At 40.1% G+C, this 23,099-nt stretch carries 30 protein-coding genes; 2 read left to right on the top strand and 28 right to left on the bottom strand.

The features are described 5' to 3' along the window. Positions 1-99: 99 nt before the first annotated feature. Together HUO09_RS17880 and HUO09_RS17875 are read left to right on the top strand one after the other, a co-directional pair. Positions 100-399 (top strand): hypothetical protein, encoded by a 300-nt coding sequence (locus tag HUO09_RS17880; protein ID WP_188234881.1) that lies wholly within the window; start codon positions 100-102, stop codon positions 397-399. Positions 400-420: 21 nt separating this feature from the next. Further along, the gene (locus HUO09_RS17875; protein ID WP_188234880.1) at positions 421-1,041 is read left to right on the top strand and encodes a hypothetical protein; all 621 of its coding nucleotides are present in this window, start codon (positions 421-423) and stop codon (positions 1,039-1,041) included. 319 nt (positions 1,042-1,360) lie between these two features. On the opposite strand, the gene HUO09_RS17870 is transcribed toward HUO09_RS17875, so the two are convergent. The 28 genes from HUO09_RS17870 to HUO09_RS17735 form a co-directional block, all read right to left on the bottom strand. After that, positions 1,361-1,777, bottom strand: coding sequence for a hypothetical protein (locus HUO09_RS17870; protein WP_188234879.1), 417 nt, complete (start codon positions 1,775-1,777; stop codon positions 1,361-1,363). Between the two features lie 137 nt (positions 1,778-1,914). Then, positions 1,915-2,682, bottom strand: a complete 768-nt coding sequence (locus HUO09_RS17865; protein ID WP_188234878.1) for a PRTRC system ThiF family protein — start codon at positions 2,680-2,682, stop codon at positions 1,915-1,917. A gap of 17 nt (positions 2,683-2,699) precedes the next feature. Then, positions 2,700-3,362, bottom strand: coding sequence for a hypothetical protein (locus HUO09_RS17860; RefSeq protein ID WP_188234877.1), 663 nt, complete (start codon positions 3,360-3,362; stop codon positions 2,700-2,702). A gap of 124 nt (positions 3,363-3,486) precedes the next feature. Then, positions 3,487-4,587 (bottom strand): hypothetical protein, encoded by a 1,101-nt coding sequence (locus HUO09_RS17855; protein WP_188234876.1) that lies wholly within the window; start codon positions 4,585-4,587, stop codon positions 3,487-3,489. An 86-nt stretch (positions 4,588-4,673) separates the two neighbouring features. Further along, positions 4,674-4,850 (bottom strand): hypothetical protein, encoded by a 177-nt coding sequence (locus HUO09_RS17850; protein ID WP_188234875.1) that lies wholly within the window; start codon positions 4,848-4,850, stop codon positions 4,674-4,676. A gap of 24 nt (positions 4,851-4,874) precedes the next feature. Continuing rightward, positions 4,875-5,093, bottom strand: a complete 219-nt coding sequence (locus tag HUO09_RS17845) for a hypothetical protein (protein ID WP_188234874.1) — start codon at positions 5,091-5,093, stop codon at positions 4,875-4,877. 32 nt (positions 5,094-5,125) lie between these two features. Then, complete coding sequence (locus tag HUO09_RS17840) at positions 5,126-5,524, bottom strand: hypothetical protein (protein WP_188234873.1); 399 nt, start codon at positions 5,522-5,524, stop codon at positions 5,126-5,128. 91 nt (positions 5,525-5,615) lie between these two features. Continuing rightward, positions 5,616-7,385 carry a ParB/RepB/Spo0J family partition protein gene (locus tag HUO09_RS17835; RefSeq protein WP_188234872.1) on the bottom strand — a complete coding sequence of 590 codons (1,770 nt, stop codon included), beginning with the start codon at positions 7,383-7,385 and terminating at the stop codon, positions 5,616-5,618. Between the two features lie 264 nt (positions 7,386-7,649). Then, positions 7,650-7,889 (bottom strand): hypothetical protein, encoded by a 240-nt coding sequence (locus tag HUO09_RS17830; RefSeq protein WP_188234871.1) that lies wholly within the window; start codon positions 7,887-7,889, stop codon positions 7,650-7,652. A 68-nt stretch (positions 7,890-7,957) separates the two neighbouring features. After that, entirely contained in the window at positions 7,958-8,440 is a 483-nt protein-coding gene (locus HUO09_RS17825; RefSeq protein ID WP_188234870.1) for a hypothetical protein, read from the bottom strand. 483 nt (positions 8,441-8,923) lie between these two features. Continuing rightward, complete coding sequence (locus HUO09_RS17820) at positions 8,924-9,190, bottom strand: hypothetical protein (RefSeq protein ID WP_188234869.1); 267 nt, start codon at positions 9,188-9,190, stop codon at positions 8,924-8,926. A gap of 123 nt (positions 9,191-9,313) precedes the next feature. Continuing rightward, a complete protein-coding gene (locus HUO09_RS17815; protein ID WP_188234868.1) occupies positions 9,314-9,673 on the bottom strand; it encodes a hypothetical protein in 360 nt (119 codons plus the stop codon). A 16-nt stretch (positions 9,674-9,689) separates the two neighbouring features. After that, positions 9,690-10,142 carry a hypothetical protein gene (locus HUO09_RS17810; RefSeq protein WP_188234867.1) on the bottom strand — a complete coding sequence of 151 codons (453 nt, stop codon included), beginning with the start codon at positions 10,140-10,142 and terminating at the stop codon, positions 9,690-9,692. 124 nt (positions 10,143-10,266) lie between these two features. After that, positions 10,267-10,677: a hypothetical protein gene (locus HUO09_RS17805; protein WP_188234866.1), complete on the bottom strand. Its 411-nt coding sequence runs from the start codon at positions 10,675-10,677 to the stop codon at positions 10,267-10,269. Between the two features lie 722 nt (positions 10,678-11,399). Then, entirely contained in the window at positions 11,400-13,289 is a 1,890-nt protein-coding gene (locus HUO09_RS17800; protein ID WP_188234865.1) for a hypothetical protein, read from the bottom strand. Between the two features lie 5 nt (positions 13,290-13,294). Continuing rightward, entirely contained in the window at positions 13,295-15,106 is a 1,812-nt protein-coding gene (locus tag HUO09_RS17795; RefSeq protein ID WP_188234864.1) for a hypothetical protein, read from the bottom strand. Positions 15,107-15,122: 16 nt separating this feature from the next. After that, positions 15,123-16,778 (bottom strand): conjugal transfer protein TraG N-terminal domain-containing protein, encoded by a 1,656-nt coding sequence (locus HUO09_RS17790; RefSeq protein ID WP_188234863.1) that lies wholly within the window; start codon positions 16,776-16,778, stop codon positions 15,123-15,125. A 1-nt stretch (position 16,779) separates the two neighbouring features. Continuing rightward, complete coding sequence (locus HUO09_RS17785; protein ID WP_188234862.1) at positions 16,780-18,279, bottom strand: hypothetical protein; 1,500 nt, start codon at positions 18,277-18,279, stop codon at positions 16,780-16,782. A gap of 217 nt (positions 18,280-18,496) precedes the next feature. After that, on the bottom strand, positions 18,497-18,745 hold the full coding sequence (locus HUO09_RS17780) for a hypothetical protein (RefSeq protein WP_188234861.1): 249 nt from the start codon (positions 18,743-18,745) through the stop codon (positions 18,497-18,499). Between the two features lie 350 nt (positions 18,746-19,095). Further along, positions 19,096-19,422: a hypothetical protein gene (locus tag HUO09_RS17775; RefSeq protein ID WP_188234860.1), complete on the bottom strand. Its 327-nt coding sequence runs from the start codon at positions 19,420-19,422 to the stop codon at positions 19,096-19,098. A 12-nt stretch (positions 19,423-19,434) separates the two neighbouring features. Next, on the bottom strand, positions 19,435-19,710 hold the full coding sequence (locus HUO09_RS17770) for a hypothetical protein (RefSeq protein ID WP_188234859.1): 276 nt from the start codon (positions 19,708-19,710) through the stop codon (positions 19,435-19,437). A 158-nt stretch (positions 19,711-19,868) separates the two neighbouring features. Next, positions 19,869-20,066, bottom strand: a complete 198-nt coding sequence (locus HUO09_RS17765; RefSeq protein WP_188234858.1) for a hypothetical protein — start codon at positions 20,064-20,066, stop codon at positions 19,869-19,871. Positions 20,067-20,647: 581 nt separating this feature from the next. Then, positions 20,648-20,845, bottom strand: coding sequence for a hypothetical protein (locus HUO09_RS17760; RefSeq protein ID WP_188234857.1), 198 nt, complete (start codon positions 20,843-20,845; stop codon positions 20,648-20,650). Next, a complete protein-coding gene (locus tag HUO09_RS17755) occupies positions 20,842-21,330 on the bottom strand; it encodes a hypothetical protein (RefSeq protein ID WP_188234856.1) in 489 nt (162 codons plus the stop codon). Before HUO09_RS17755 ends, HUO09_RS17760 begins: the two co-directional genes overlap by 4 nt. Before the next feature lie 79 nt (positions 21,331-21,409). Further along, complete coding sequence (locus tag HUO09_RS17750; RefSeq protein WP_188234855.1) at positions 21,410-21,718, bottom strand: hypothetical protein; 309 nt, start codon at positions 21,716-21,718, stop codon at positions 21,410-21,412. Positions 21,719-21,953: 235 nt separating this feature from the next. After that, entirely contained in the window at positions 21,954-22,163 is a 210-nt protein-coding gene (locus HUO09_RS17745; RefSeq protein ID WP_188234854.1) for a hypothetical protein, read from the bottom strand. Between the two features lie 103 nt (positions 22,164-22,266). Further along, positions 22,267-22,629: a YopX family protein gene (locus tag HUO09_RS17740; protein WP_188234853.1), complete on the bottom strand. Its 363-nt coding sequence runs from the start codon at positions 22,627-22,629 to the stop codon at positions 22,267-22,269. A 16-nt stretch (positions 22,630-22,645) separates the two neighbouring features. Continuing rightward, positions 22,646-23,098, bottom strand: a complete 453-nt coding sequence (locus HUO09_RS17735; RefSeq protein ID WP_188234852.1) for a hypothetical protein — start codon at positions 23,096-23,098, stop codon at positions 22,646-22,648. Position 23,099 lies beyond the last annotated feature (1 nt).

Below are 23,099 nucleotides of genomic sequence, written 5' to 3'. Positions count from 1 at the left end.
TGAGGGTTGTAGAGGTTGAATTATAAACAATATTTAATTATGTGGGAAGTGTTGTATAATTACTGCATATCACTTGTAAACAGATAAGGCGATTTCAATATGCTACCACATACGTCTAAACGGTCTATTCTCAAAGTCATGTTATTGTTAAATATTTTTGCATTAACAAACGCTAATGCCCAAGAAGATACTAAGGATTCCAAAGGTGAGTTAACCGGTGTTAGTGTGACTGCTTATACAAAAATTGATTCTGGGGTGAACGCTATATCAATTTCTGCGACCTCTACAGCTGCGACATTGAACGCAAACAAAGCGAAATTGAACACCATTAAGAGCAATGCAGATACAAATACTACTGATATTACGTCACTTGAACACAAAGTTGCTGCTTTGCAGTAATCTCAAGACAGGATTCTGATAATGAAATCAAAACGTGTAATTCCACTTCTTCTTATCGTTGTGGCATTTAATGCAATCGGAGCACAAAAGATCAATCGCGTGGGTGACGTGGAAACAATTGGGATAACATCGTCTTCAATAAGTAACGGTACACTAACGCAAGTGAACGATACTAGTGATACTGAAAATCAGATTGACGACAATAAAGCCCGCATAGCTGCTATTAAGCTGAACGTAAACAATTTAGATGCACTCATGCAGGTTTGTTTGTCAAAGCCTTCTTATAACTACACCAGGACTTCGGGGTATTACGATTATACCTATAGAGTGACTTATTCTTGGGATTCTCCGAACTGTGTAACCAATCAGACACTAATAAGTAAAAAAAATAATGCGGCGGCTATGTGCGTTGCTAGAGGTAGTTTTACTAGAACCCAATCTGCGGGTGGAGGTTGTACTAGTAACCACACAAGCGATACACGTACAACTTATACAACTTATGCCTACTATTGGAATACATCTACCAATACTTGCTCAACAAGAGTTGTTCGCAGTTATACTAAGATTAGGTCTGTTAGAGATGAAAGCTGTTATCACAATAGTCACGACTCTGATCATGATCACGGACACCGTTACCGCTAGTCATCTGGAAATATAACGAAAAAAGCCAGCATTATACGCTGGCTTTTTTGTGTTTTACGTACAACTTACAGTTAAGGTTGAGTATACGCATTGTATTTACATGTTCTTTCCGTTACTGATGTAAGAAATGAACCGGTATAACCTTGTAACCACGCTCGGTGGATTAGGGTTCTGGCAAAAGCTTTACGTATAAATCTTGGTATGGGTTTTATTTGAGCACTTTGCGCTTGATAAGCATAAATTCTAACAGTTTCGTAACTTGTTCTATCCAACATCGTCATTTCCTTTTATTACAAATCAGAATATGTGTGATAAACAATTAAACGAAGAAGCTAACAAGCCCAAGAACTGTGCCAACAACACCCCATATGGCACCGTATTTCGCTATTGCATCTGGTGACCTCATTAGCCAAATATTGACCTGTGCTATATTGGCTTTTTTTACAACCAGATTGTAAGGTTTTTTGGCTCGATCAATCCCTAGCTCAACATAGGCATCGTAATCTAGACCAACACTTGTTTTCGTAAGTCCTTTGAGGGAATTACCTCCAACAATGTATCGAATCGTCCATTTGCCACTATCGATGTTATGAATGACGACAGGCATACGTCTTCGAAATGGCTTCATATTGGAATTGTGAACTCTGATTAGGTTCTGACTTGGGCCGGAATCTACGTCAGGTAGTCGCACTATGTTATCTGCTAGAATGGTTGCTTTGCTTGGCATGAATACCATGATATTTCTCCTTGATTACTAGTGCCTTTCGGCTACTTTTCGACGTTAATTACGTCATAGAATCTTCATGGTATCTGAAAATATTAAGGTACTCAATATTATTAGTTGCGCTTTCTAATACTCCAACAAATGTTACGTTATTTAGCCTTTGCGGTTGGCTTGTAGCCATGAACAGCCCAAACCTCTGGATCAATTTTAATCGGGTTAGAGCTTAAGTCTTCAGTATTGAAGTAAGTACCGTGATATTCAATATACCCCTTTGTAAATAGATTGGTCAGTAATTGTGCTGCATGTCTTGCTGAAGTGGCATTCACCCCTAGATTTTGTTTGCTTAGACTTTCCATTGCAGAACAAGATTTCTTGTTGCCCTGCTCGTCTGACTGTTCCGAGAAGTCATACAGATCACAAACTGTAGGAAGCAGTTTTTCAGAATTAGTTCCATTAGCCAGTTCCCCTAAGATAATCTGACCAGCAGTATCGTTGTTGCCAGTGTCTAACCATATGATATTTCGGTATTTGTTTTTTGTTTTCTGATGAATTTGGTAGCGGATTGAAGGAATGTCAACGCACGTAATAATCAGATCAAAATTGGAGAGTTCGTCTGCTGTTGCATTTCTTTCTATCGCTTGGAAGTTACAACCGTGTAGATTATTGGTTGTCCACGCAGTTGCTGCCGCTTTGTTCATTCCAATTTGACTTTTATAGAAATTTTGACGGATACAGTTAGCTTCTGTCACCACTCCCCCATCGAAAACAGTGACATTTAAACTGGATTCAGGTGAAAAGATTTCCATTACGTGTTTCAAAGTCACCAATTCAGCCGCTAGAAATGAACCTGTGCCACCAGCACCAATGAGAGCGACTGTTACAGAACGATTAATTAAATGACTTGGTAAATAGAACATTATGTATACCCCTATCGCTACATGGCTTTTAGAATAAAATCAGAAACAGTACCCATGACGGCTAGTTCACTCACACGTACAGGCTCTTTCTCTTTACTTTTAAGCCAGTTCGCATATTGAGCTGCACTTGGCACTTTCTTATTTCTAAAGAAAGCAGTGTGACCAAAATGGGTTTTGGTGCTGTCGAGGTATGCTTTGCTTATAGCATCAATGTCGTTGTTCTTTGGTAGACGCGCAGAACCGAGACAAATAGAACCCATATTAGAAATATTTGGCAGAGGCGCGTAGTAGACGCGAGTATCTGCGGTAGGACGTTTGTTTTTGCTTTGAATGACACCAATAAAAAGACGGCTACCCATTCTTTTAAAAATGAATGTCGGCCAATGAATTTTACCCACGAAACCATGTGAACCGTGGCTGTAATAAAGAATTTGGTCTGGTTCTGGCGTATAAGTCCAAACTAGCTTTTTAATGTCATCAACGAGGATGCGAGGGTCTATAATATTGGCTTTGCAGCGGCTTGCCCCACTCGCATTATTCTCTTTTTTTAATTGAGCAACTGCGTCAATGAATTGCTCAGCATTCAAGATTGAACCTGTTGATAGCTTGCCATTCGTTTCAGTGTACTGAGTAACAAACTTATTGGAATTGATGCTCTCAACTATGAATATTTGTTTCATAGTGACTGGTTTAGAATCATTATTTTTAATTTGAATTGCTTGGCATCCGATCATTTTCTTGCCTCAGTATCTGTCTTTGATGCTCTTATTCTAACAATCGCCTGAGTCAGTCAATCTTGGTGCGTTAATCAAAAATAGCAGGAAGACCTAAATACTGACTCCAATTTAGTTCTTCTATACGGTCAAGGTAAAAAACTTCCTCAATTCTGCCAATTACTGAAAATGATTCAAAAATTTCAAACACGTTTCGAGCTAGAGCGATATTAACGACAGTGTCAATAACTTCATCTAAGGACATTTCTGAGATGCAGATTTTTGTTACCGAGGATGCAAGCTCCATAAATTCATTAAAACAGGCTTGTACCACTTCTACACAATCAGGGTCGCGAAGGTAAAACTCTAAGGAAACGTAGTGACCTTCAGCAGAGAGGAATTTCGCATGTTTGGATAGTTCCTCGTTATCTGCTATTTTTTCCAAATTGAGTATTTCAGCCTGTTCTCTGAACCAGTCGACTAAAGGCTTATACTCTTTTGGCATCGTAGAAATATAGTTTGCAGAGGCAGATTTCTTGAAATTGGCTGTTGCGATTGCACTTGCAGTACTCCAATAAGCGTCACGAAAATCATTTTCATCTAGACCTAATTCATCATGTAAGTCTTTACCAATCGCAAAATCTAAAACCTCGTCTGTCGTAGTTAAGTTGGTAAGCTCGTTGTCTTCATCACTCTCGATGATAAAACAGTAGTCTGCACTATAGTAAATAGCGTCTTTATCTGTGACGAAATAGGCTGTTGTACTGAGTTGCTCAAGCTCTTGATAACAGTACATTCCTAACATCGAGTCACTGCCATTGATCTGCGAGATATCAACGTTAGAGAAATCTAATGCTAGATATAAGCCATCACTGCTTCCTAGCTCATTTTCATTAGAAAACAAAAGGTCGGGAGTTGCAGCCAGTTTTGCGTTGGTTTTGCGGTCATCGTGAAATTTAGCAAAGTTGGCAACATCGGAATATCCGTACGCTTTTAAAGCTTTCAAAGCGGATTCAGTTTGTTTCTGAACACCATCATCGATTTTCACCATGATTCGTTTATGGATTTCCACCAGCGCAGCATTTAGGAATGATGAAACGTCAGTAATGGTGTTAGCCTGTAAAATGACTTCCAAATCAGCTTGAATACCAAGTTCTTCAGCGTACTCAGCCAGTTGAAGAAAGGTTTTCATCTCCACACTTTCAACAGGAGTCTCTACACCAGAAGTGGTAAAGTAATGGTAAGGGAACGTCTTTTCGTGCGTACGTAATAGACTTTTTAGGGATTTAACTTCATCGCTAAAACTAGTAACGCAGTTTCTGGATCTGGCGCAAGGTTGAGTACTTGCGTGTTTTCCACTCGTATTTTCAAAAAATTTTGGCGTTGGATTGCTGCCTGAGTAGTTAACTTCTGTTGCTGTAGATACCATTTCTTTGCCTCATTACGTACGTTCATTGATTCACCTTCCCTTACCGCCTTTTAACCGTTTGTAGCAACTTTTAGGAGTGGCACTTCGTAGAGTAAAGATCCGTCTTCTTGGGCTACGGCATCCGCTTCGTACATGCGAGTGTGGCGAATTTGTGGATATTGCTTTGACAAAAATTCAATTGCTTTTTCGAACGGTAATTGAGGAAATTGGTCTTTAATTTTTGCCGAACCGATTTGAAAGAAGCGTTCAGTGATTGCTACAGTTGCCATGATTTGGTACTCCTTGTTTATTAATTTTTCAATTAGCTCAGGTTAAATGCGTTGTTTAAGATATCGTCAAAACCCATCTGAGTATCGTCAATTTGTAGGTCTTGCTCGGCTACTTGCTCAAGTTGACTTAGAACTTCATTTTTCTCAGTCTTCGTAGTCGTTGGCGTTTGTTCACCCACAGTAGTTGTTCCTGTTACCGCTTTATCTTTGCTCACTGCAATCGCTGTATCGGTATTTGAAGAAGTACGGATACCGACTACAGCATTAAGATAACGTTCCATATCTGCTTTCATTAGATGGACGCTTTCTTTCGTGCCAGTAATAACTTGTGCAGATAAACCTTTAGGCATAACTACCACGTTCTTCTGACCATTTGGTGATGTAGTGATACTTAGTGTCACTTCATCAAAATTAAGTAGCTGTTCTAACATGTTTCGAATTCCTTAATGGGATTGATTTGATGACTTAATCTTACTGATTTGATGGTGTGGTCAAGGTTGTATTGACCACACCAGAAGCTGTCTAGCTATAGGTTTGATTATCGATGGCATTTACATGGAAACTTGGTGCGTAATTTTCCCAATCAAATTGAAACTTGAGAATTTTAGCTACTTGAACATCGGTGTTTTCATTGGTCAGCGAGTAATACTCTTTTTCAGAATGCTTATCTTTGAAAGCCGCCGCAAATCCTGATTCATCGAGCACTAGTAATCGTAACTGTTTGGTCATTTCAGTTAGGTTTTCACTCGTTGGTTCCCAGTTTGTCTTAACTAGTGCTGGTAAATCCGATACGAGTTTTTTGCCTGACTGAATTACAATGCGTTCCATGTTCAAATGGTGAGGACTTTGGAACGCGAAGGTGAGTTCAGTAATTGCCTCTTGGTGTAACTTTTCAAGTTTCCTCAGTGATTGCGTAATTAACGGCTCTAAACAACGTTCAATGCTGCCCTTGCCTAATGCTGAATGCAGGGAGGCAACGGTGATAGCTAACGTGTAACTTGGATGGTTCTCTATAAGCTGCTGTCCAGCAATCTCGCGCACTGCTTTTTGAGCCGTGACAATGCAGCGTTTAGGGGCTTGAATTGGCGCATCTACGGTTGCCTTGCCTTTACTCGTTGCTTTACCCGACCCTTTGGTCTTAGATTTATCGGCAGCGTTACCGTCACCACTTGACTCAACCTCTGGTTCTTGGGTTGTTTTCTTTGAACTGGCAAGCATGTGAGCTTGTGTCTTCTCTTTAAAGCAAGACACCTTAATGCATTGGTTCTCAACAATCTGACCCTGCCCCATTTCAGTTTTATCGTTAAGTACGGCGCATAACTTGTCACACCCTTTACAGGCAGAAAATTGTTCCTTACCTACCATTGCTTCATTAACCGTCATGCTGCCCTGAATGGCTGACTTAAGAACAACTTTCCCGTATTCTTCGGTCATAACCTTCTGTTGTTCTTCAAAATGTGTATTTGTTTTAGTCTGGTAACATAAAGGATTAGTACAAAGATCGTTATCGAATCCTAAAGCCGGTAACAGTGCTGTTTGCTGGCTAGAGTTGTATTCGCATTCCGAACACTCTTTAGTGCAAAACACGGCTTTGTTAATGGGCTGTTTAATCTTGCTTTTCAAACTGTTGTTTAGCTGACCAACTGATAGTTTTTCATGTATGACAGAGTCAACTAAACGATCTTGCAGTGTTGGGGTAATAAGGGCGAGTAGTGCTGCATGTCCTTCAGTTAACGTAAATCCGTTTAGATTCTTAACACCAACCAGCGATAACACTTTTTTTGTTGCTTTTAACAGTTGAAGTGCTTTACGGAATTTTGACTCAGGCCAGCCCATACGACTACATGCAGCTGCAATATCGCCACCGCAATTAGTTACTATGGTTTTTAGTCCTTGAGCTTCATCGATCAATGACATTTGAACACGGTCTGTATTTTCACTAACCGCCAGCTCGTAGGCTTCTGTGTCAGTTAAACCGTATTTAATCAGTACCGGAATAAGTGGTAGTGGGATTTCAAGGGCAATATCCAAACGGGTGTTACCAGCGATGATTTCAACTTCATCATCTTCAGATATACCTAGTATTGGTCGTGCCCAAATAGGAGTATGAACATAACCCGCAGCCGTGATTGATTGCTTCAATTCTTCACGTTTTTCAGGATTAGTGGTTTGTCGTGGGTTCCCGAATACAGCGCGGCGAACCTTCGATGGATCCAAATAGACAAGCTTGTCTGCTCTTTGTGAGGTATTTCCTGTTGTTTCTACTGGTGCATTAACTGCTACTGTGCTCATTGATTGCTCCTTGATTAGTACATGGCGTTAGCCTTGTTTATGAAGCTATTATGCACGTTCTATATAGCGGTCAAGGTTGCAATAGTGAATGATTGAAGTGATAAGGTTGTCATCAATTCCACTTGGCTGAGTGGGCTTTTATTAATTGTGACCAACTGTTCTGCAACAGAACTTAATCTTTGGCGACTATCTAAATGTGAGAATTCGAATTGATTATCCTACATTTAGATAGTGTTTATGGTGTGGCTCGCGCAACGCTGTGGTTTAAATGGAATTAACGATTTCTCGCATAAACTCAGCTGCTTTTTTGTGATCACTTCTATGGGTCATGTACTCAGCTTCAGCTTGATTTTCTCCAATTGGCGTAAAGTCCGTGTAATCGAGGCGGTATTGGATTCTCTGTGCATTAATGAGTTCAACAGCAGTCTTTACTTTCTCTGTAGACCCCCGTACTAAAATGGTCTTGATACTCTTTGTGCCGCTATTTTTAATAATGACTTCCATTGGGGATTAACCTCTCTGTTTTAGTTTATTTTACTTGGTTATAATTTAGGTTCCGTTCGTTGGTATCACTAAACGGTAATTCCGACTTGATAGAGCCAGTCAGACCAAAAGTTTTGCCTTCCAATCTTTAGATAGAACGACCGACCTTCTCCTACAGCCATTGCTTTCCAAGTTGCAGCGCGATCTACCGCCTCTTGGTAATCAAAACCAAGGTAGTCCGGTTTCACAAATAGGAATTTCTGATGGTAAATTGGCTCGTTGCTGCGATAGGCAGTCCGCTTCCCTTTGTTGATGTCAAATGAATAAGCTATACGTGGTTCATTGTCCGTATCGAAGGTTGGACAGCTGATGAGAATCAATTTTCTTGTTTTTAGATCAAGTCGGATGATGTTTGCTTCTGGAACTTCTCTAACCAAAGCATTTTGAACTAGGGCTTTTTCGGGCTCAGAGAGCAATAGATCCACGTATTGGATGTGAAACCATACATTGTTACCAATTTTCTTTCCTACGGGCTTATATCCGTTTTGGTGAGTTTTGGAACTAATCTTCACTACGTCTACCCACTAATATAATTGCTTTGAAGGTATTGTAGTTTGATCACCGGCTAGTCAATCTTGGGTGAGTAGCCTATTGATGCTTTACATTCGGGAATTACGATAAGATGGTTATTGGAGAGTTAGTAGGAAAGAGTTTGGTAGTTCTCTTTTATCAAATATCAAAGCCTTCTCGTATGTCACTTTGTTTTGCGTAAATATCCTCCAGCTCAGGTTCACCTTAACGAAAGAAACAATGCTAAGCCTAACCGTGTTTCCACGAATTGGACTATTTAAACTTAAGGGGGAAGGATTGAATTGTTGGCGTTGTATAGGATATAGCCAGTTATTTTTAGGGGTGGAGTTTTATTCCATCTAGACAAAGATACTCGGTTGGGTTGCAGTTTGGAGTATTGCTTGCATCATAAAATAGATACCCCAGTAAACCAGCGAGAAGAAGTATTGATATAAGTAGCTTCAATTTGATTCACCTGTGCGACATTACAGCTTTAGGAAGAGGACTTTTATTCTGGTTGATTCGAATGCCGTTTGTTCTGGAAATCCCTTTTCTACCATCGTTTGAAATAAGCCTTTTCGGAACTTAAAAATACAAAAAATAAGGATAACAGCGGCAAGACTATCTTCAGCGCAAAGCCAGAGAGGTATGATTTTTAAAACATACAAAATGATGGAACCAAGCAGTATAACTAAGCCAAGTAAGATTCCATTACCACCTATGTGACTATCAGTAAACGTTGGATTTTCCATTTTGATCATTCGGTATTAAGCTAACTGTGATGTAAGGATACTGAATTGAACACATGCTTATCAATATTTTAGTGTGATTAACTGATTAAAAACAATGAATCACATTATTTTGGGTTAAATTTGTCAATGAATCGTTTTAATTGAAACGATGTCAAAAGCTTGTTGTGCGGTTATCCCATCACCTATAACGCCATGTTTTAGAGGTGAAAATCCACTAAATTTAGTTCCATCGTGATTTAGTCTACTCCAGCAAAAATCAGTATCCCGATAGATAATTTGAGATGGTAATCGCCCCAGCTTTACCTTAATTGCTTCAATTGTCATTTCAGCGCTATTTGTAACGGTCGTGAGGTTTCTACCATTAGTGGTATCAACCACCAGCGCGATTTCATCTTTAACAGCAAGGGAAAACGCCGTTCTGAAGTTAGTCCCTACCTGTAAAACATGCATTTCACCGTCTATTTCAGTAATTGATAGTTGCATTGTTTACCCCTTATGATCACCATATTTCATTGTTTGGAACGTAAACCATAGCGGGCACCCATTCACCTGCACCCTCTCCATCCCAAACAGAATCGGTTTCGTCTGGAATCACAATGCAGAATGAAGATGTTGAAAACTGGGCTAAGCGGCGGGCTGCTGAGATAACTTTATCTCCAGCTTTCGTTGTCGCTTCTGAAAGGGTGATACATCCGCTGAATTCTTGAGCGACAGAATTAAGGTCTCTCTCATTCATTAAAGGTTCAAGGTTCACGGTGTCCATGACTTCTTTATTCGTGTAGAAGTCAGTTAGGTTCGAATTACCGAAGATTTCATAGAATTTCATACAGTCATTAACTCGTGATTCCCCCAATTCAGCATAGGCTACTTGAATAAAGTTTTTAAATGTCTCGTCATTCGGGTTGATGCTGAATGTTGCATGGGCGGATTGTAACGAATCAGTAATTATCATTTGGGTACCTTATAGTTTTGATTTTTATGCTCATGGTTCGATGTAAAAATCACAGGGGTTAGATTTTTACAAAATGAAGATTTAAGGCTGGTGGTAGCATCCAGCCCTGTGATGAATGTTGTGGTTAAGCACTTGCTGTCGCATCGCGACGTGTAAATGCTTTTTTTAGCTCAGATACAGAAGTGGTGTATTGTTTTGATGAGTCGCCTTTAAAGTAAAAGCGGATTTTGTTTTGCCGAGCTTTTGGTTTATAGCCACTTACAACCGCAGTTCTGCCGCTAATCGTAAACTCGGAACCAAAATCTTTATCTTCAAAACCATGAGACCAGCTGTATTCATTCCAGATTTTACGTTCCAACTCTTCACCTTGGCCGACTTTCATTTGCAACTTTGTTGAAAAGTCGATATCGGAATAAGTCATATTACCCAATACAAAAGTAACTCCGAATTTGTCGCCTAGTACCTTTAGAGCTTGGTTTAGTTCAACTCGCATTTGGTCACATACTTGTGGTGTGACCTTAGTGATTTTATCCATTTTGACCTCATTAATTGGGAATAAGAGTTTCAACTTTCTGTGTAACTTGAGGTCTACTCTACTCTTTATATGAGCTTGTCAATCTTCAGGATAAGTGTGTTTCACTGTGCTTGTTTACTTGGAATTAGCCTCCAAAGCTGAAACAACTCCGGTGGCTAATTTTTGAATTGAGTCCTGCGGTTTTGGGTTTAGTTTGTAAAAGTCCGCCTAACTTTAGTCACCCTTCAGTTTAAATGATGAATAAAAGGAGTTTAAAGGGTTGTAACCTCGATTTGTGTATTTGGTAATATTCCTAGAACGAATCCTATTTATTTGGGTTTAAATCAACAAACCTTTACGAAAACCGCTGTTGCCCCTTCCCTTTTTAGATTGAAAATTGCGTATGTAGAATCAAGATGTTGGTTGTTTAAGCTAGACAACTGATTAACGCATTCATCTTCGGAACTGTACATTTTAATGTGTTGCTCTACTACGTCCCCATTAACAATTGCCTGTTTGTTAACAGGAGAACAATTTTCATTTAAAAGTTGCCAGTGTTTACCACTTTTTATCGCTAAGGCGTAGCAGTTAAAGGCTTTGGTTATTGGATTTGCATTAGAAATGACAAGTTCTAGGTTTCTGACGGTTTTGATTCCCGGAATTATCGAAACATTATTGTGTTCTATATAAACTTTCAAAAGTGTGTCTCTTAGACAAAGAATTAGGAATTAGCTATGTATTTACTATAGTTTTTTAGAGTTTTTAATGAGGGTATTCACCTGTTTACGGCTAAGTTTTCTTATACCTTTTTTGAATCCTTCTATGTGCCCTTGTCTAATCGCTTCCATCTCTTCTTGAGTTAACCCAGTTGCGGCATCTTTAGGGGCTTTGAAGGCCTCTGCAATCATATCTTCATTGAAACCAATATCCATGAGCAACTTGAGCTCTTTACTCTTCATGAGGTTTTGATCGGATGGGGACATAATCGGTTTGAATGGGAAATTCATGGTTCCAGCGATTTGTAAGGCGATATTCCAAAGTAAGACCATAACTACAGGGAGAGCTAAACCAAGCCATACTGCCAATGACTCTTCAACTGAGTCAGATCTAGAGCCAATGGCGTTAATTCGAAATGAAAAGTCTGTAGCGGCCTGTAAGATTGTATTACCTAACACTAACCCTAACTCAAACACATAAGTAGATGTTAAAACTCCAAACATCATGAGTAGTACCCGATAAGTCACCTTTGGATTGTATCCGGACAAGACAATAATAATGGGACTGAACATGACAATGGAACCGACGGCAGTCTGTATAAGAACAGGCATTATCCTAATAAGAATTTCGTATTTAGTATAAGCACCAACTGCACCAGTTATGTTTGCGTAAAGGTGAATAGCATTTTTTGCAATTTGTAGGGCATATCCACCTACATTACCGTCTTCAAGTAGTCCTTCTGTATCATGGCTAAATAAACCACTTAATATGCCTGGTAGAAATGGGATTTCAATATTAATTCCGTGGTCAGCTAAGAATCTATTTGCTCTGAATACGAACCCATCAACAGAATTCAAAAAATTGTATTCCGTGAAACTTTCGTTATAGCTATTAATGTACATTGCGTTAACGAACTCATTTTGGGCAGTGGCTTCGGTGGCTATCATCTCTTTAGGGCTTGTTGAATCTCCACTGTATCGACTAAACATTTCAATCCATGCTGTCATCAACGGAGCGTAATAGTCGTTATATGCCTCCTTTTGTTTTAGCTCACTCCAAAGCACAGACCAAATAACGCGTGCTGCATCCTGACATTTTACGTTTTCCTTCTTTGAAATACTCGTTGGCCATATATCAGAGGTGTCAATTGTCATCTGATCATAATTGTTCGATGAATCAACGCCTATAGACCCCTGATAGACGCCTTTCATAAGTGTAGAATTGAAACCGTACTTAGAGTTAGAGTTGTTTGGATAGGCGCCAGTGTACAGGGAGGTATCATCTACCATCTGTTTTGCGGTTAAGTAACGTTCAATTGCCGGTGCGTGGCAGACTCTTTCGAATTCCGTTACAACTTTTCTTGTTGATGCATTGTTTGACTGAACCGTAATAAGGGCTTCTGCTAATTTCGTTTGTGTTACATCTTGAATACAACCATCTGATTTTCCGGATGTCGGCGTGCATGCAATGCTTGCTGTTAGGGAGTTAGATAACCCGAGTGCCATATTGTTTATTAGACCAACGATTAATGGAACCTGCCCTTTACCTAGCACACTGGAGTACGCAGAAGTCGGGGCTAGTTGGGTGGCTGTCGCATTCGGTTTAAAAACTGAAGGAGTGGTTTGGTGTGAGTATTGTTTATAGGTGAATGTGGCGGCTGTGTGCGAAATTGGCATAACAGCCACAAATAGAATAAAGAATTTAGTGATAAATTCCTTTTCCAATAACTTTATAAACATCACAGCTGGGGAACCATCGTCTGCACCACTAGCTCGGACTGCAAAGAAGGTTTGCACAATCACAACAGTGAATGGGATAAAAATAATTCCAAGTTCGTTGAAAAGAGAATAAGCGGCATTCTGCATCGTCACCGCTAAAGGCATGATGAAAAGACCTGATACGTCAGAAACAATCATGCTAATTACCTACCTTTCTTTCCAGCGGCTTTAGCAATGCCAGCTTGCATATTTTTGCTGGCTTGCTCATACAGGATTTTTAAGCCCCTTTGTTGGCGAGCGTCCATTTGCTGCTTATCTTTGTTAGCGTATTTGATACCTTCTTGAGGGATCTTGGTTGCATTCTTAGATAAAAGTTTCGCAATTGACTGTGTGGCTTGTTGCGTTATTCCACTCATATCTAATGTTGTGCTTAGATAAACGCCTAGTAATTGCATAAAAGTAAGCCAAGCCAGAGGCATGAATATCATGATACTTTTTGAAGTGTAATTAACGATTTTGACCGTGCCGTGAGAAGTAATGGTTAATCCGTCATTTTTTGACTCTATAAGCCCCGATATGATCGTATCGAGTATCATCCCAAGGTTGATAAAAAAAGGAGTCATACATAACGCAAAGTAGAATATACAAAGCTGTGCTAGTACTTTTGAGTTGTAACCTGAAATAACTAGTACGACTCCACCCATAGCTAAAATCATTCCCTGTGCAATAGTAACCATCACTGGTGCAATTCGAACGTAAGACATACTTTCAATGCTTTTCGTAAAATCTGACCATAGAGCCCCAAAGTAGCCCATCGCTTGAATTGAATAACTTCGTTTATGGTAATTCGCTTCAGTTTGTTGTTGGTTGGACCCACTTTTAGCAGCTTTAACAGTTTCGCCAGTTCTGGCTATATTAGCTCTGTCTTCATTCTCAACGCCCCGCTGTACTGATGAATTTAGTATTAATGGGTTGTACCAACTGGAAGCGCTATTTCTATAAGCTGCATGCAAAAGCTCAGTTTCCGCTTCTGAAGTTGTAACAGTTTGTCCACCGGATGCATTTATTGCTGTGGCAATGTTACTTACATAATCCTTGTAGGTCGTAGAGTAATGGGGCATGTTGACCATTGAACCAGTTGTGTTACTGGCGATATGAGATTGTAAGTCTGCTTTGATCATTGCATTGATTGTGCTCGTTGCCGAAGCACACGAAATGCTTTCTCCCGTACGACCAGAAGATGAAAGAATGGACGACCAATATGAAGGGGCTAGAAAAGTAATAGGTTCCATTGGAGGGGATGTAATCGTACCGTCATAAACTTTGGAAATAGCATCCCCATCGTAGGCTAACGCGTCTAAACCGTCATATGGCGATTTAGTAAAATCGACGGTAATTTCCTTATAATCGGCTTTTAGACGGTTTAATGTCTGAATGGCGGTTGCATAACATTGTTCATCATAATCTTTTAGTGCTGTGACATTGCGATTATTCTGTACTCGTAAATTAGCGAGCATCTCTGCTATTTCGTTTCGAGAAGTACCGGGTTTGCAGTTTAATGAGCCAATCGCAGTACCGTTCATACCCACACCAATTTGGTTAATTAGACCAAAAACTAAGGATGGACTGGAATTTCCATAGTAAGACTTCAACTTGGTATTCGGTTGAAGGCTTGAAACGTTTTTTAAACCACCAACAATTGAGGGGTAACCCGCGCAAGAGTATGCTGCGTATTTAAAATCGGGTGATTGTCCTTTAGTTATTGGCATCGTTGCGGCTATTAGAATAAAGAACATTGGGATGCATTTCGCTTCCAGTGACTTAATGAACAAGACAGCTGGAGCCCCTTCATCGGTTCCTTGTGACCGAGCATCAAAAAAACTTGTTACTATCGCTACAGTAAATGGTATGAAGGCGATCCCTGTTTCATTCAATAAATCCCACGCTTTCTCCCCCATTGTAAGCATGAAAGGAAGAATAAAGAGGCCTGTACCTTCTGATATTGTAAAAGTCATCTTTCATCCTTCCTTACTAAATCATCATTTTGGCGAGCAATTTGATTGCACCAGCTGTGATAGCCACACCTGCGCTAGCAGCGGCACCTGTCATTTGATTAACAAATTGGGAAATTCCAGGAATGATAGTCACACCTAGCATTGCACCAAACACTGACCAAATAGTAAGCATGGTCGGTACGATAAAGGTTTGAATCACAGGTATCATTGACGTAAGGGTCGACCAAACGCTGGACGTTCCTGTCTCCCCACCATAAACACCGTAATAGGAATCAGCGACGGCTAATACGACATTTTCTATATACCAACCAAGATCGAGTACGTAGCTTGTGCCTATAAGAAAAACCAATGTGTAGACGAGTGTCACGGCCAACCGGAATGAGTACGCGCTTAAAGTAAGTAAAATGGGACTACACGCGTAGAGTGCAGCGATAAGCGCAGAAATGATAATCGGCGCTGAAAGGCTTATGAGGTAGTTTTGTACATTACCTTCTAATTGCTTAGAGAGAGTAGTTATTCGCGATACCGCTTCCCCTACCATGTCACTATCTACTTTGGCATACATACCAGAGTTCATCTCGTAATATATATCCATGAAGGCACTAACATTTCCATACGCATCCATTAAGTATTGTTGTGCGTATTTAGCGTAGATTGAGTCATCGTCGTCGGCAGTACCATCTCGGTTTGGATATGCGCTGTTAGTAGTCAACGCTACCCTCATTTCGTCGGTGTAATCTTTCTTTAGTTTTGAAACGATAACGGAATAGATTGATCTCGCAGCTTCAGTACAGTTAATGGCTTTATTTTCGTGAGAATCCCCATCAATGCTTTTACTGACAGGTAAATTATCAGAAGCGGTACTGGCTACCCACAAATCACTATCATAAGTCATATGAAGTTCTTCGCTATTTGAACCAGACTTTGTCGTGAGACCTCCCCCGTATGCTTTCAGTAGTTGATTGGAGGTCATGTATTTTTCATTTTCTGTGAGAGGAACACCTTCGTTGTACTGGCCGTAAGTGATCCCATCCCCAAGAGCAGACAAAGCTCTAAAGTAACATTGGTCTACGAATGACTTAACTGTGTAAGTCATGTCAGTGTCGCCATTAGTAGAGAACGCAACTGTTTTACCTAACAACGCTGTGGGATTCATGTCTGGGTCGCACGGAATTTCCGCATTTAATGATTGTGTGAAGGCTTGCACCATCTGGTTTGCTACACCAAACAATACGGGTAAGTTGTAATTTAACTTTTCTGTAAATGGTAAGTTTGGCTTAACGTTAGCGACAGACGCGTTTTCTCCAAGAATGGAAGATTCGTATTTACGACATGAATAACCCTTAAAGTTAATCGGGGTAAAATGCACGATTTGACCTTCAGATGATATTGTCGCGGGTAAATTGGTATGGTCGACGCTCCAAGGCATGACGAATAGGTACATGCACATAAACATACCTATCCACCGCTTTTCTAGTATTTTGATAAAAAGTACAGCTGGAGATCCTTCGTCAGCACCTTGTGAACGAGCTTTTAGAAAGCTCGTACACAATACTAAGGAAAACGGAATCAAAAACAGGCCCGTTTCGTTTATGACTGCCCAAAAGTTATTACCAAGACTTATTCCGTACGGAATTAACCAAGCACCTGTAATCTCCGAAACATTCAGCATGTTATCTATCCATTCGGCCTAAGCTGTTCATGATTTTATCGATGTTCCCGTTAGCTTCACTCAACTCTAATATTGCCCGTGAGTATTTGCCCGGTTCATAACCTGTCGCCTTCATCATTTCTAGGAACTGTTTAAGCTGACGTTGTGCTCGTTCAGACAGTGCTTTGTATTCTCCTTGGAATTCTGCATCTCTGGTCCGTTTGTCATCTACCATGGTATCCCACAAACGAATGTACAAACGTCCAACGTAAAGCGTTCTGTAATATGCCACTTCTGAGGCGAGTGAAACCTCTAAAATATTCTGCATTTTAGGTCGGTCAGAAACACTCTTAATAGCCGATATATATGGCTTACCGATCATCAACATTGGCGGCGCACTCATTTCTTCAATAAGTTTTGTAGTGATAGTGTTCATATTTGAATCAACACGAGTGGCGATCTGGTTATATACCTTTTGCAACTCAATTTGGTACCACTGCTCTAGCCCAATGCCCGGTTTCGACGCGGAATCACAACTGTCGCAAGACGTAAAGTAACGTTCACCGTAGATTTTTCTTCCGACCGACATGACTTGGCTCATGTACTGTTTCTTTTGGGTACCAAAAATTAGTTCCCACATAGGATCTTCTACGATGTCTTTACCATCGGTATTGGCTTCCTGATATGGTCCTGCTGCATTACAGTTATCTTTGCTGACACCGCGTATAATACAGTAAGCGACGCCTGCACCTGTTTTGACAAAAGATAAAACCCTTTGCGCAGAGTTCTCTCCACCGGCAGTACTTTCTTCAGCATTGTCGTTGTACCACGGCACGCCTTTTTTCATTTCCGCTATTAGACTGTTATCTTCATCATTAGGTTCTGCAGAAAGGAAGTCGACAATATCAACCTGACTTAGGTCGCTATATGAACCATCATCATTTTTCAAAATCCCATCGAGGTATTCGTTTCGACCCTTGTCATAAACCGATTCAGGAACATAGGTAGATGCTGCATTTAACATCGCTTCGCAACTCCCGAGGCCACGCATAAAATCTTTTAAACCCAAATTAATGCCATTTGTTATTAACGAATACAGCCCTGGGTTGCTCTTTTGAAGATAAAGGCCTGCTAAGTAAATTGCTGTGCCTTTGGATGTCAGCATTGATTTAAGAACTTGCGTAAAGTTTTCATAGATTTTCTTTACGGTACCGTCAGTAAACGCATTCGTAATAGTCAAGCCAATGTCGCCATCACACGAGTCTAACCCTGTTACTCTTGCGCCCAGTAAAGTGATAAAGCCCGGTTCGACTTCGACATTGCCTGCAGACTGTAATGGAGCTGAGAAGTAGTTATTTAGAATAGCGTCGTCTTTTGCACTATTTCCAGCTGTTGTATCTGCGAGAGCTGTAGTCGGAGCAACGCTGAATACAAAACCAAAACTTAGCGAAATCGCTAGGCTTAACTTTGATATGTTCTTCTTGAGTTGTTTAACTGCGGGTTCATTCTTTACTAGCATCATAATCGGATTATTTTTCGTGGGCTTAATCCCTACTTGTGGCCGCTCTAGACGTAATGCAGTTTTATTTGGATTGGTTTTACTAAACCATAAAAATCAGGGAGGTTAGTTTTTTAAAACAAAAAAATGGCTAGCTGTGGTATGGCTAGCCGAAAGGAGTTATCGCATATAAATTAGGAGGTATGATTTTTACAACTTTACGGGTGGATTGACTTAATTCTTATTCTTCGGTTTCAGTTAACCAGTTTCGTTGGTTAGAGTCTTCACTTGGTATAATAAGTGCTCTGAGGAAGTTACCATCAATGAGCTGGTCGCTACGAAGATCAAGAAAAAGCTCTTTTACTTCTTTGTTTTGATCGACTTTTAGGACTTTGAGTTTTACTTCGCTAGGTATATCAGTTCCGGCAATTCCTGCTCCATGCTTATCTAATACTTCAGCGATATCATTGATTAAATTGTTAATTTGCACCGATCTACTCCTTATAGAATGATCATTTTGTATAGATGATTGTATTTTAGTGACTTTCACAGATGGTCAACTTTGGTAAAAGCGTAATATCAGTGTGTTTCGTAATTGCCGGAACTTTCTATCTAACTGAGATCACATAAATTTCAGAGCAAGACAGAAGATTTTAACCGATATTTGTGAGAATTATACTTGAAAATATAACGAATCACACGAAATTGGGTTGGATTTTTTGAGAAGTTACATTGTTACTAGTTTCAAGTATCTAGCTTTCGCGAATAACCATATGAATCGCAAGAAAAAAATGATGATTCGTATGTATTCGGGTTAAAAATGCGTGTGAAAGGTGTTTTTTACGGGCTTTCAGACACTTGAATGCATTGAATATCGAACTCTAAAAGTAATGAACTTCGATTTACATCGTTATATAGGTACATTGACCATTCTGCCGCTGATGCAACTTTATACGATGAGCTAATTTCGAATAGCGCTAAGACTTGACTAACAAACTTTTGGCCATCTCCGGGTTGAACGAGGATCCCGCAAGGTTCGTTTTCATGCCAGCAGATAAATGCGTCAGCACCTGTGAGGGTAATGCTCTGACCTAATAATTTGTCCAGTCCGGTTAAGTATTGGCACTCTAATGTATCGACTTCCTGTATGGTTACGTTTATGTCCATTGGCCTGCCCTATTACCCCGCTTTAACTTCTTTTTCTAAGATTTCATAGAAGTAATGGCATTGGTATATATTGTTGATAGAGAGCTCTACAGATAGACAATCATTGCTATTCAGTGGACGTCTTGCTCGCCAATCCTTAGTATTCTCGCGATCGGAATTAAAGTTACTTTCTATTCTCGTAAGTTCATTAAGAGCCGTGCTTTTGTTAATCCAAACGCTATGGATGGTCTTATTGAAAGAACCATCTGCCTGTCGGTGTGCTTCTGTAATGATTGCGACTTTGTTCATAGCTTTGTCCCGTTTCGATTTGATGTGATGTGATGTGATGTGATGTGATGTGATGTGATGTGATGTGGCTATGATAACGAATTGGTTAGACAGTCAAGGGTGTGAAGTGCTGGTTGGGATGAGTGAATTCGGTGAGATTTACTTTCGAAAAATGCGGGTTATTGGTTTGATAGCAACAAGCGGACAGGTTTATTTGCGTTGTTGCCTAACAAAAGCCAATGTTTACTGCTTTGCAGCACGGTAAGGCTTTTATGCTCATTTAGGATGAATTCAAGGTTGTATTCGAATGACCCATCTAAGACGATACTTTCTTTTTTTACCGTCCCCCCTTTAATGCTTAACCATATTCCAGTCATTTTCAGCCCCATAGAACCATAGAATAAAACAGTTGTGTTGGATAGTTCGTAGGTTGGCTAAGCAAGTGCTTAGCCAATCTACTAGCGGTTGATTCATAAAGGCTCCGTTAGTGCTGCCACAGAATTGGCATGACTACGAAGGTCACCGCGATAAGAGCTGCGGAAATTGCTATGGCTAGTAGCCATTCTTTCTTCTCTTTATTCACCATATTGTGCTAAGGTACTTGATATGGGGGAGTTACCTCCCCCGGCGATTACAAGGTCCTTTGTATCGTTTCAAGAACTTCAGGTAGATTTGCTACGATCCAGATCTGAAGTAACTTGAGAACGATGCTTAGGACTTTATCAATCTTATCAAGCACGCTTCCTCCTTGTTCAAATAGAAGTACAACACCTAACTCATTCAGGCATAGAAGCCTTTCACTTGTTAAGCCCCTTTTTGAAGCCAGCACTAAGTTCATAAGAACTGTATAACTTGCTTCAAGCTCACCTTGGGAAACCCAAGATAAATTATTACCACTCGATAGGAAGTCATATCGAATGTGTTAAACGGGTAGCTTTGTCATTATTACCGGTTCTGATTATTGGTCTATGATCACAGGGCGTGTCGAATGTAACGTATCCGTGAGTAAGGTTTCTAATCTTGTCCGGTATGCCATTAATCCACCAGCGTAACCTAGATAGTGCTCTGCTTTACTGGGAAGATCATTGGCCGACTTCTGACAAAAAGTTTCTTCTTCGTGCATTTCTGCAATCAAAGTTCGGATTGCTGCTTTCATGGCTGTATCCACAATTGCACCTCACCTTGTAGTTTTTCTTCGGTTGATATTGATGGAGCTTTTCCCTGATCTTCTAACTCTTTTACTGGAGTCCAAGAACTGTCGAAAATATCGGAAGTCTTAAATGCTTCATTGCAATCTCCCATTACTTCAACAGTAAAATGGAAGTTGATTGATGACACGGTCACGTTAAGTTCTAAGACAGAACTGTTAAGAAATCCCTGAGTTTCTCGTACCATTTGTACTGAGATATCAGATCTCTCTATTTTGTTCTTATCTTCCAACTCAAACATTTCGCTTTCAGAAAGAACCGCGCCACTTTCTAACTCCAATGAATCAGTAATCGAAACCCAGCCATTGTCCTTCGCGGCCTTAGCCAACTCCTTAATTTTAAGAATTGCCCCTGCCTTCAGTTCAACGATTAAATAGTCGGGTGATTCAATGTAATTACTTGTATCAACAATATCTAAGACGAATCGTTTCATAAAAATTACTCCTTGATTATTATTTCCTTTCGGAACTCCCGAGAAAACTCGGTATTGTAGTGAATGTGCCTAGTTACATTTAAGCTCGAAAGTAGGTGAACCCTACCCTCGCTTCTTCATCCTCTAAGTAAAAAGCTTCTGCTTTCCATACACCAGTAGGAATAAATGGATATACAGCCAGCCGCTTGAAAGAACGAATAACGCTTAAAGTAAAGAAAAACACCGCGATACCAGTCACTGCGGCTAATAAACTCATATCTTCAGTACATTGGTAAAATAGATATAGCTTCTGCAGTAATACATAATTACAGAGTAGTTCTATCCACAATCTGAACATTGATTTTTTATAGGTAGGTTTTGCTATGAAAGCTTTGACTTTCGACAACATGAAGTATCTCCTTGTTTAAATGTGCCTTTCGGCTGGCGTCTATCATCTTAGAGATGATCGATAGTTAGGATTAAATTACCACAGGGTATGATGATTAGAAAGCGTTGTTGTCTCGTTATAGAAATAGTAAAGGCCAGCATATGCTGACCTTATAACGCGTCTATCTGTAAAATTAGTAGACCTATTCGACTTCAGTTCCGTGCCGATGTTGTGTGGGGATTTACCCGTATAAGTTTTAGTCTTTGACCATAACGTAAAACTCATGATCTTCCGTGCCATGGATACTTGGACCGCGAATAAGCCGTACATCACCAGTATTACTGAAAGTGTGAGTAACAGATTCATCTGTACCTTGGACGGTAATACCTAGTGAACGGTACCCTTGCTTTGCTTGTTCAGGCGCTGTTCCAAATTCACAGATTTCTACATTACGTTTTTGTTCCATGGTAACTCCTTGGTTATAAGTGCTTTTCAGCTGAATTACGTCAATGATTGACTATTAAGTTGTGAGGTTATCATGAGTTACCAAGGAAATAAACGCATAGAAATCAATAAGGCTTGAGTTCGGGAGTACGGTAAATGTCACCAATGATGATGAGTTCATCGTTATGCACCACGGTTTCAGTTAGGTTTGTACCATCAATTACGAAGCCAGCTTCTTGCTGTGACCATTCTACGATTACTGGAGTGTCATCGACATCAGGATCTAGATTGGTTAGGATATCGCCTTCATAGATTTCATCACCGTTAAAGGTGGTACGCCCTGTGAATCTACGCTTTGCAATGATTTCAACATCGTTGTATGGGAAAATATCTGCGCCCGAAGTTAGGCGATCGATATCGGTATAGTGATCGCTTATTTCTTTAGTAAAGTCGCATAAGTGGCGTACCCAAAGAATCTGATATTTCATTGTAATTTACCTGTTATTAACGTGAACAATTAAGGTCGATTTCCATCGTAAGGTCAGACATGACCGTTTGATTTAGCTGAAATCTTTTTCCGTAGCACCCACACGTATTACAGCGCATCCAATCAAAGGGAAGGTCTGATTTTTTATCGACTTCGCTTACTAACGACCACTTTTCCCAGTCATGTTGGCAATCAGGGTTATCAATTTTCGCCTTCGGCGGTTCTTGTTGTTCTTTAAACTGCTTTGTGTATTTGTAGTAGGTTACTTTAGAGCCCAGATTTTCAACCATTTCCGCGCAATATTCACATACACGCCACCAGCCAGGATTAGGGCTTTCATCTTTATGAAGAAAGTACCTCCCGACAGCCTTCCCCCCATGGCAAAGCTCACAATCACGTGGATTTTTAACCGTAGTGCTTGATGTTCCGGTCAAAACATCTAGAGCGGCTACAAATGACTCTCTACTCATA

Source organism: Vibrio sp. Y2-5 (assembly GCF_014596725.1).
Taxonomy (GTDB): Bacteria; Pseudomonadota; Gammaproteobacteria; order Enterobacterales; family Vibrionaceae; genus Vibrio.
This window is presented reverse-complemented; position numbering and strand designations above follow the sequence as displayed.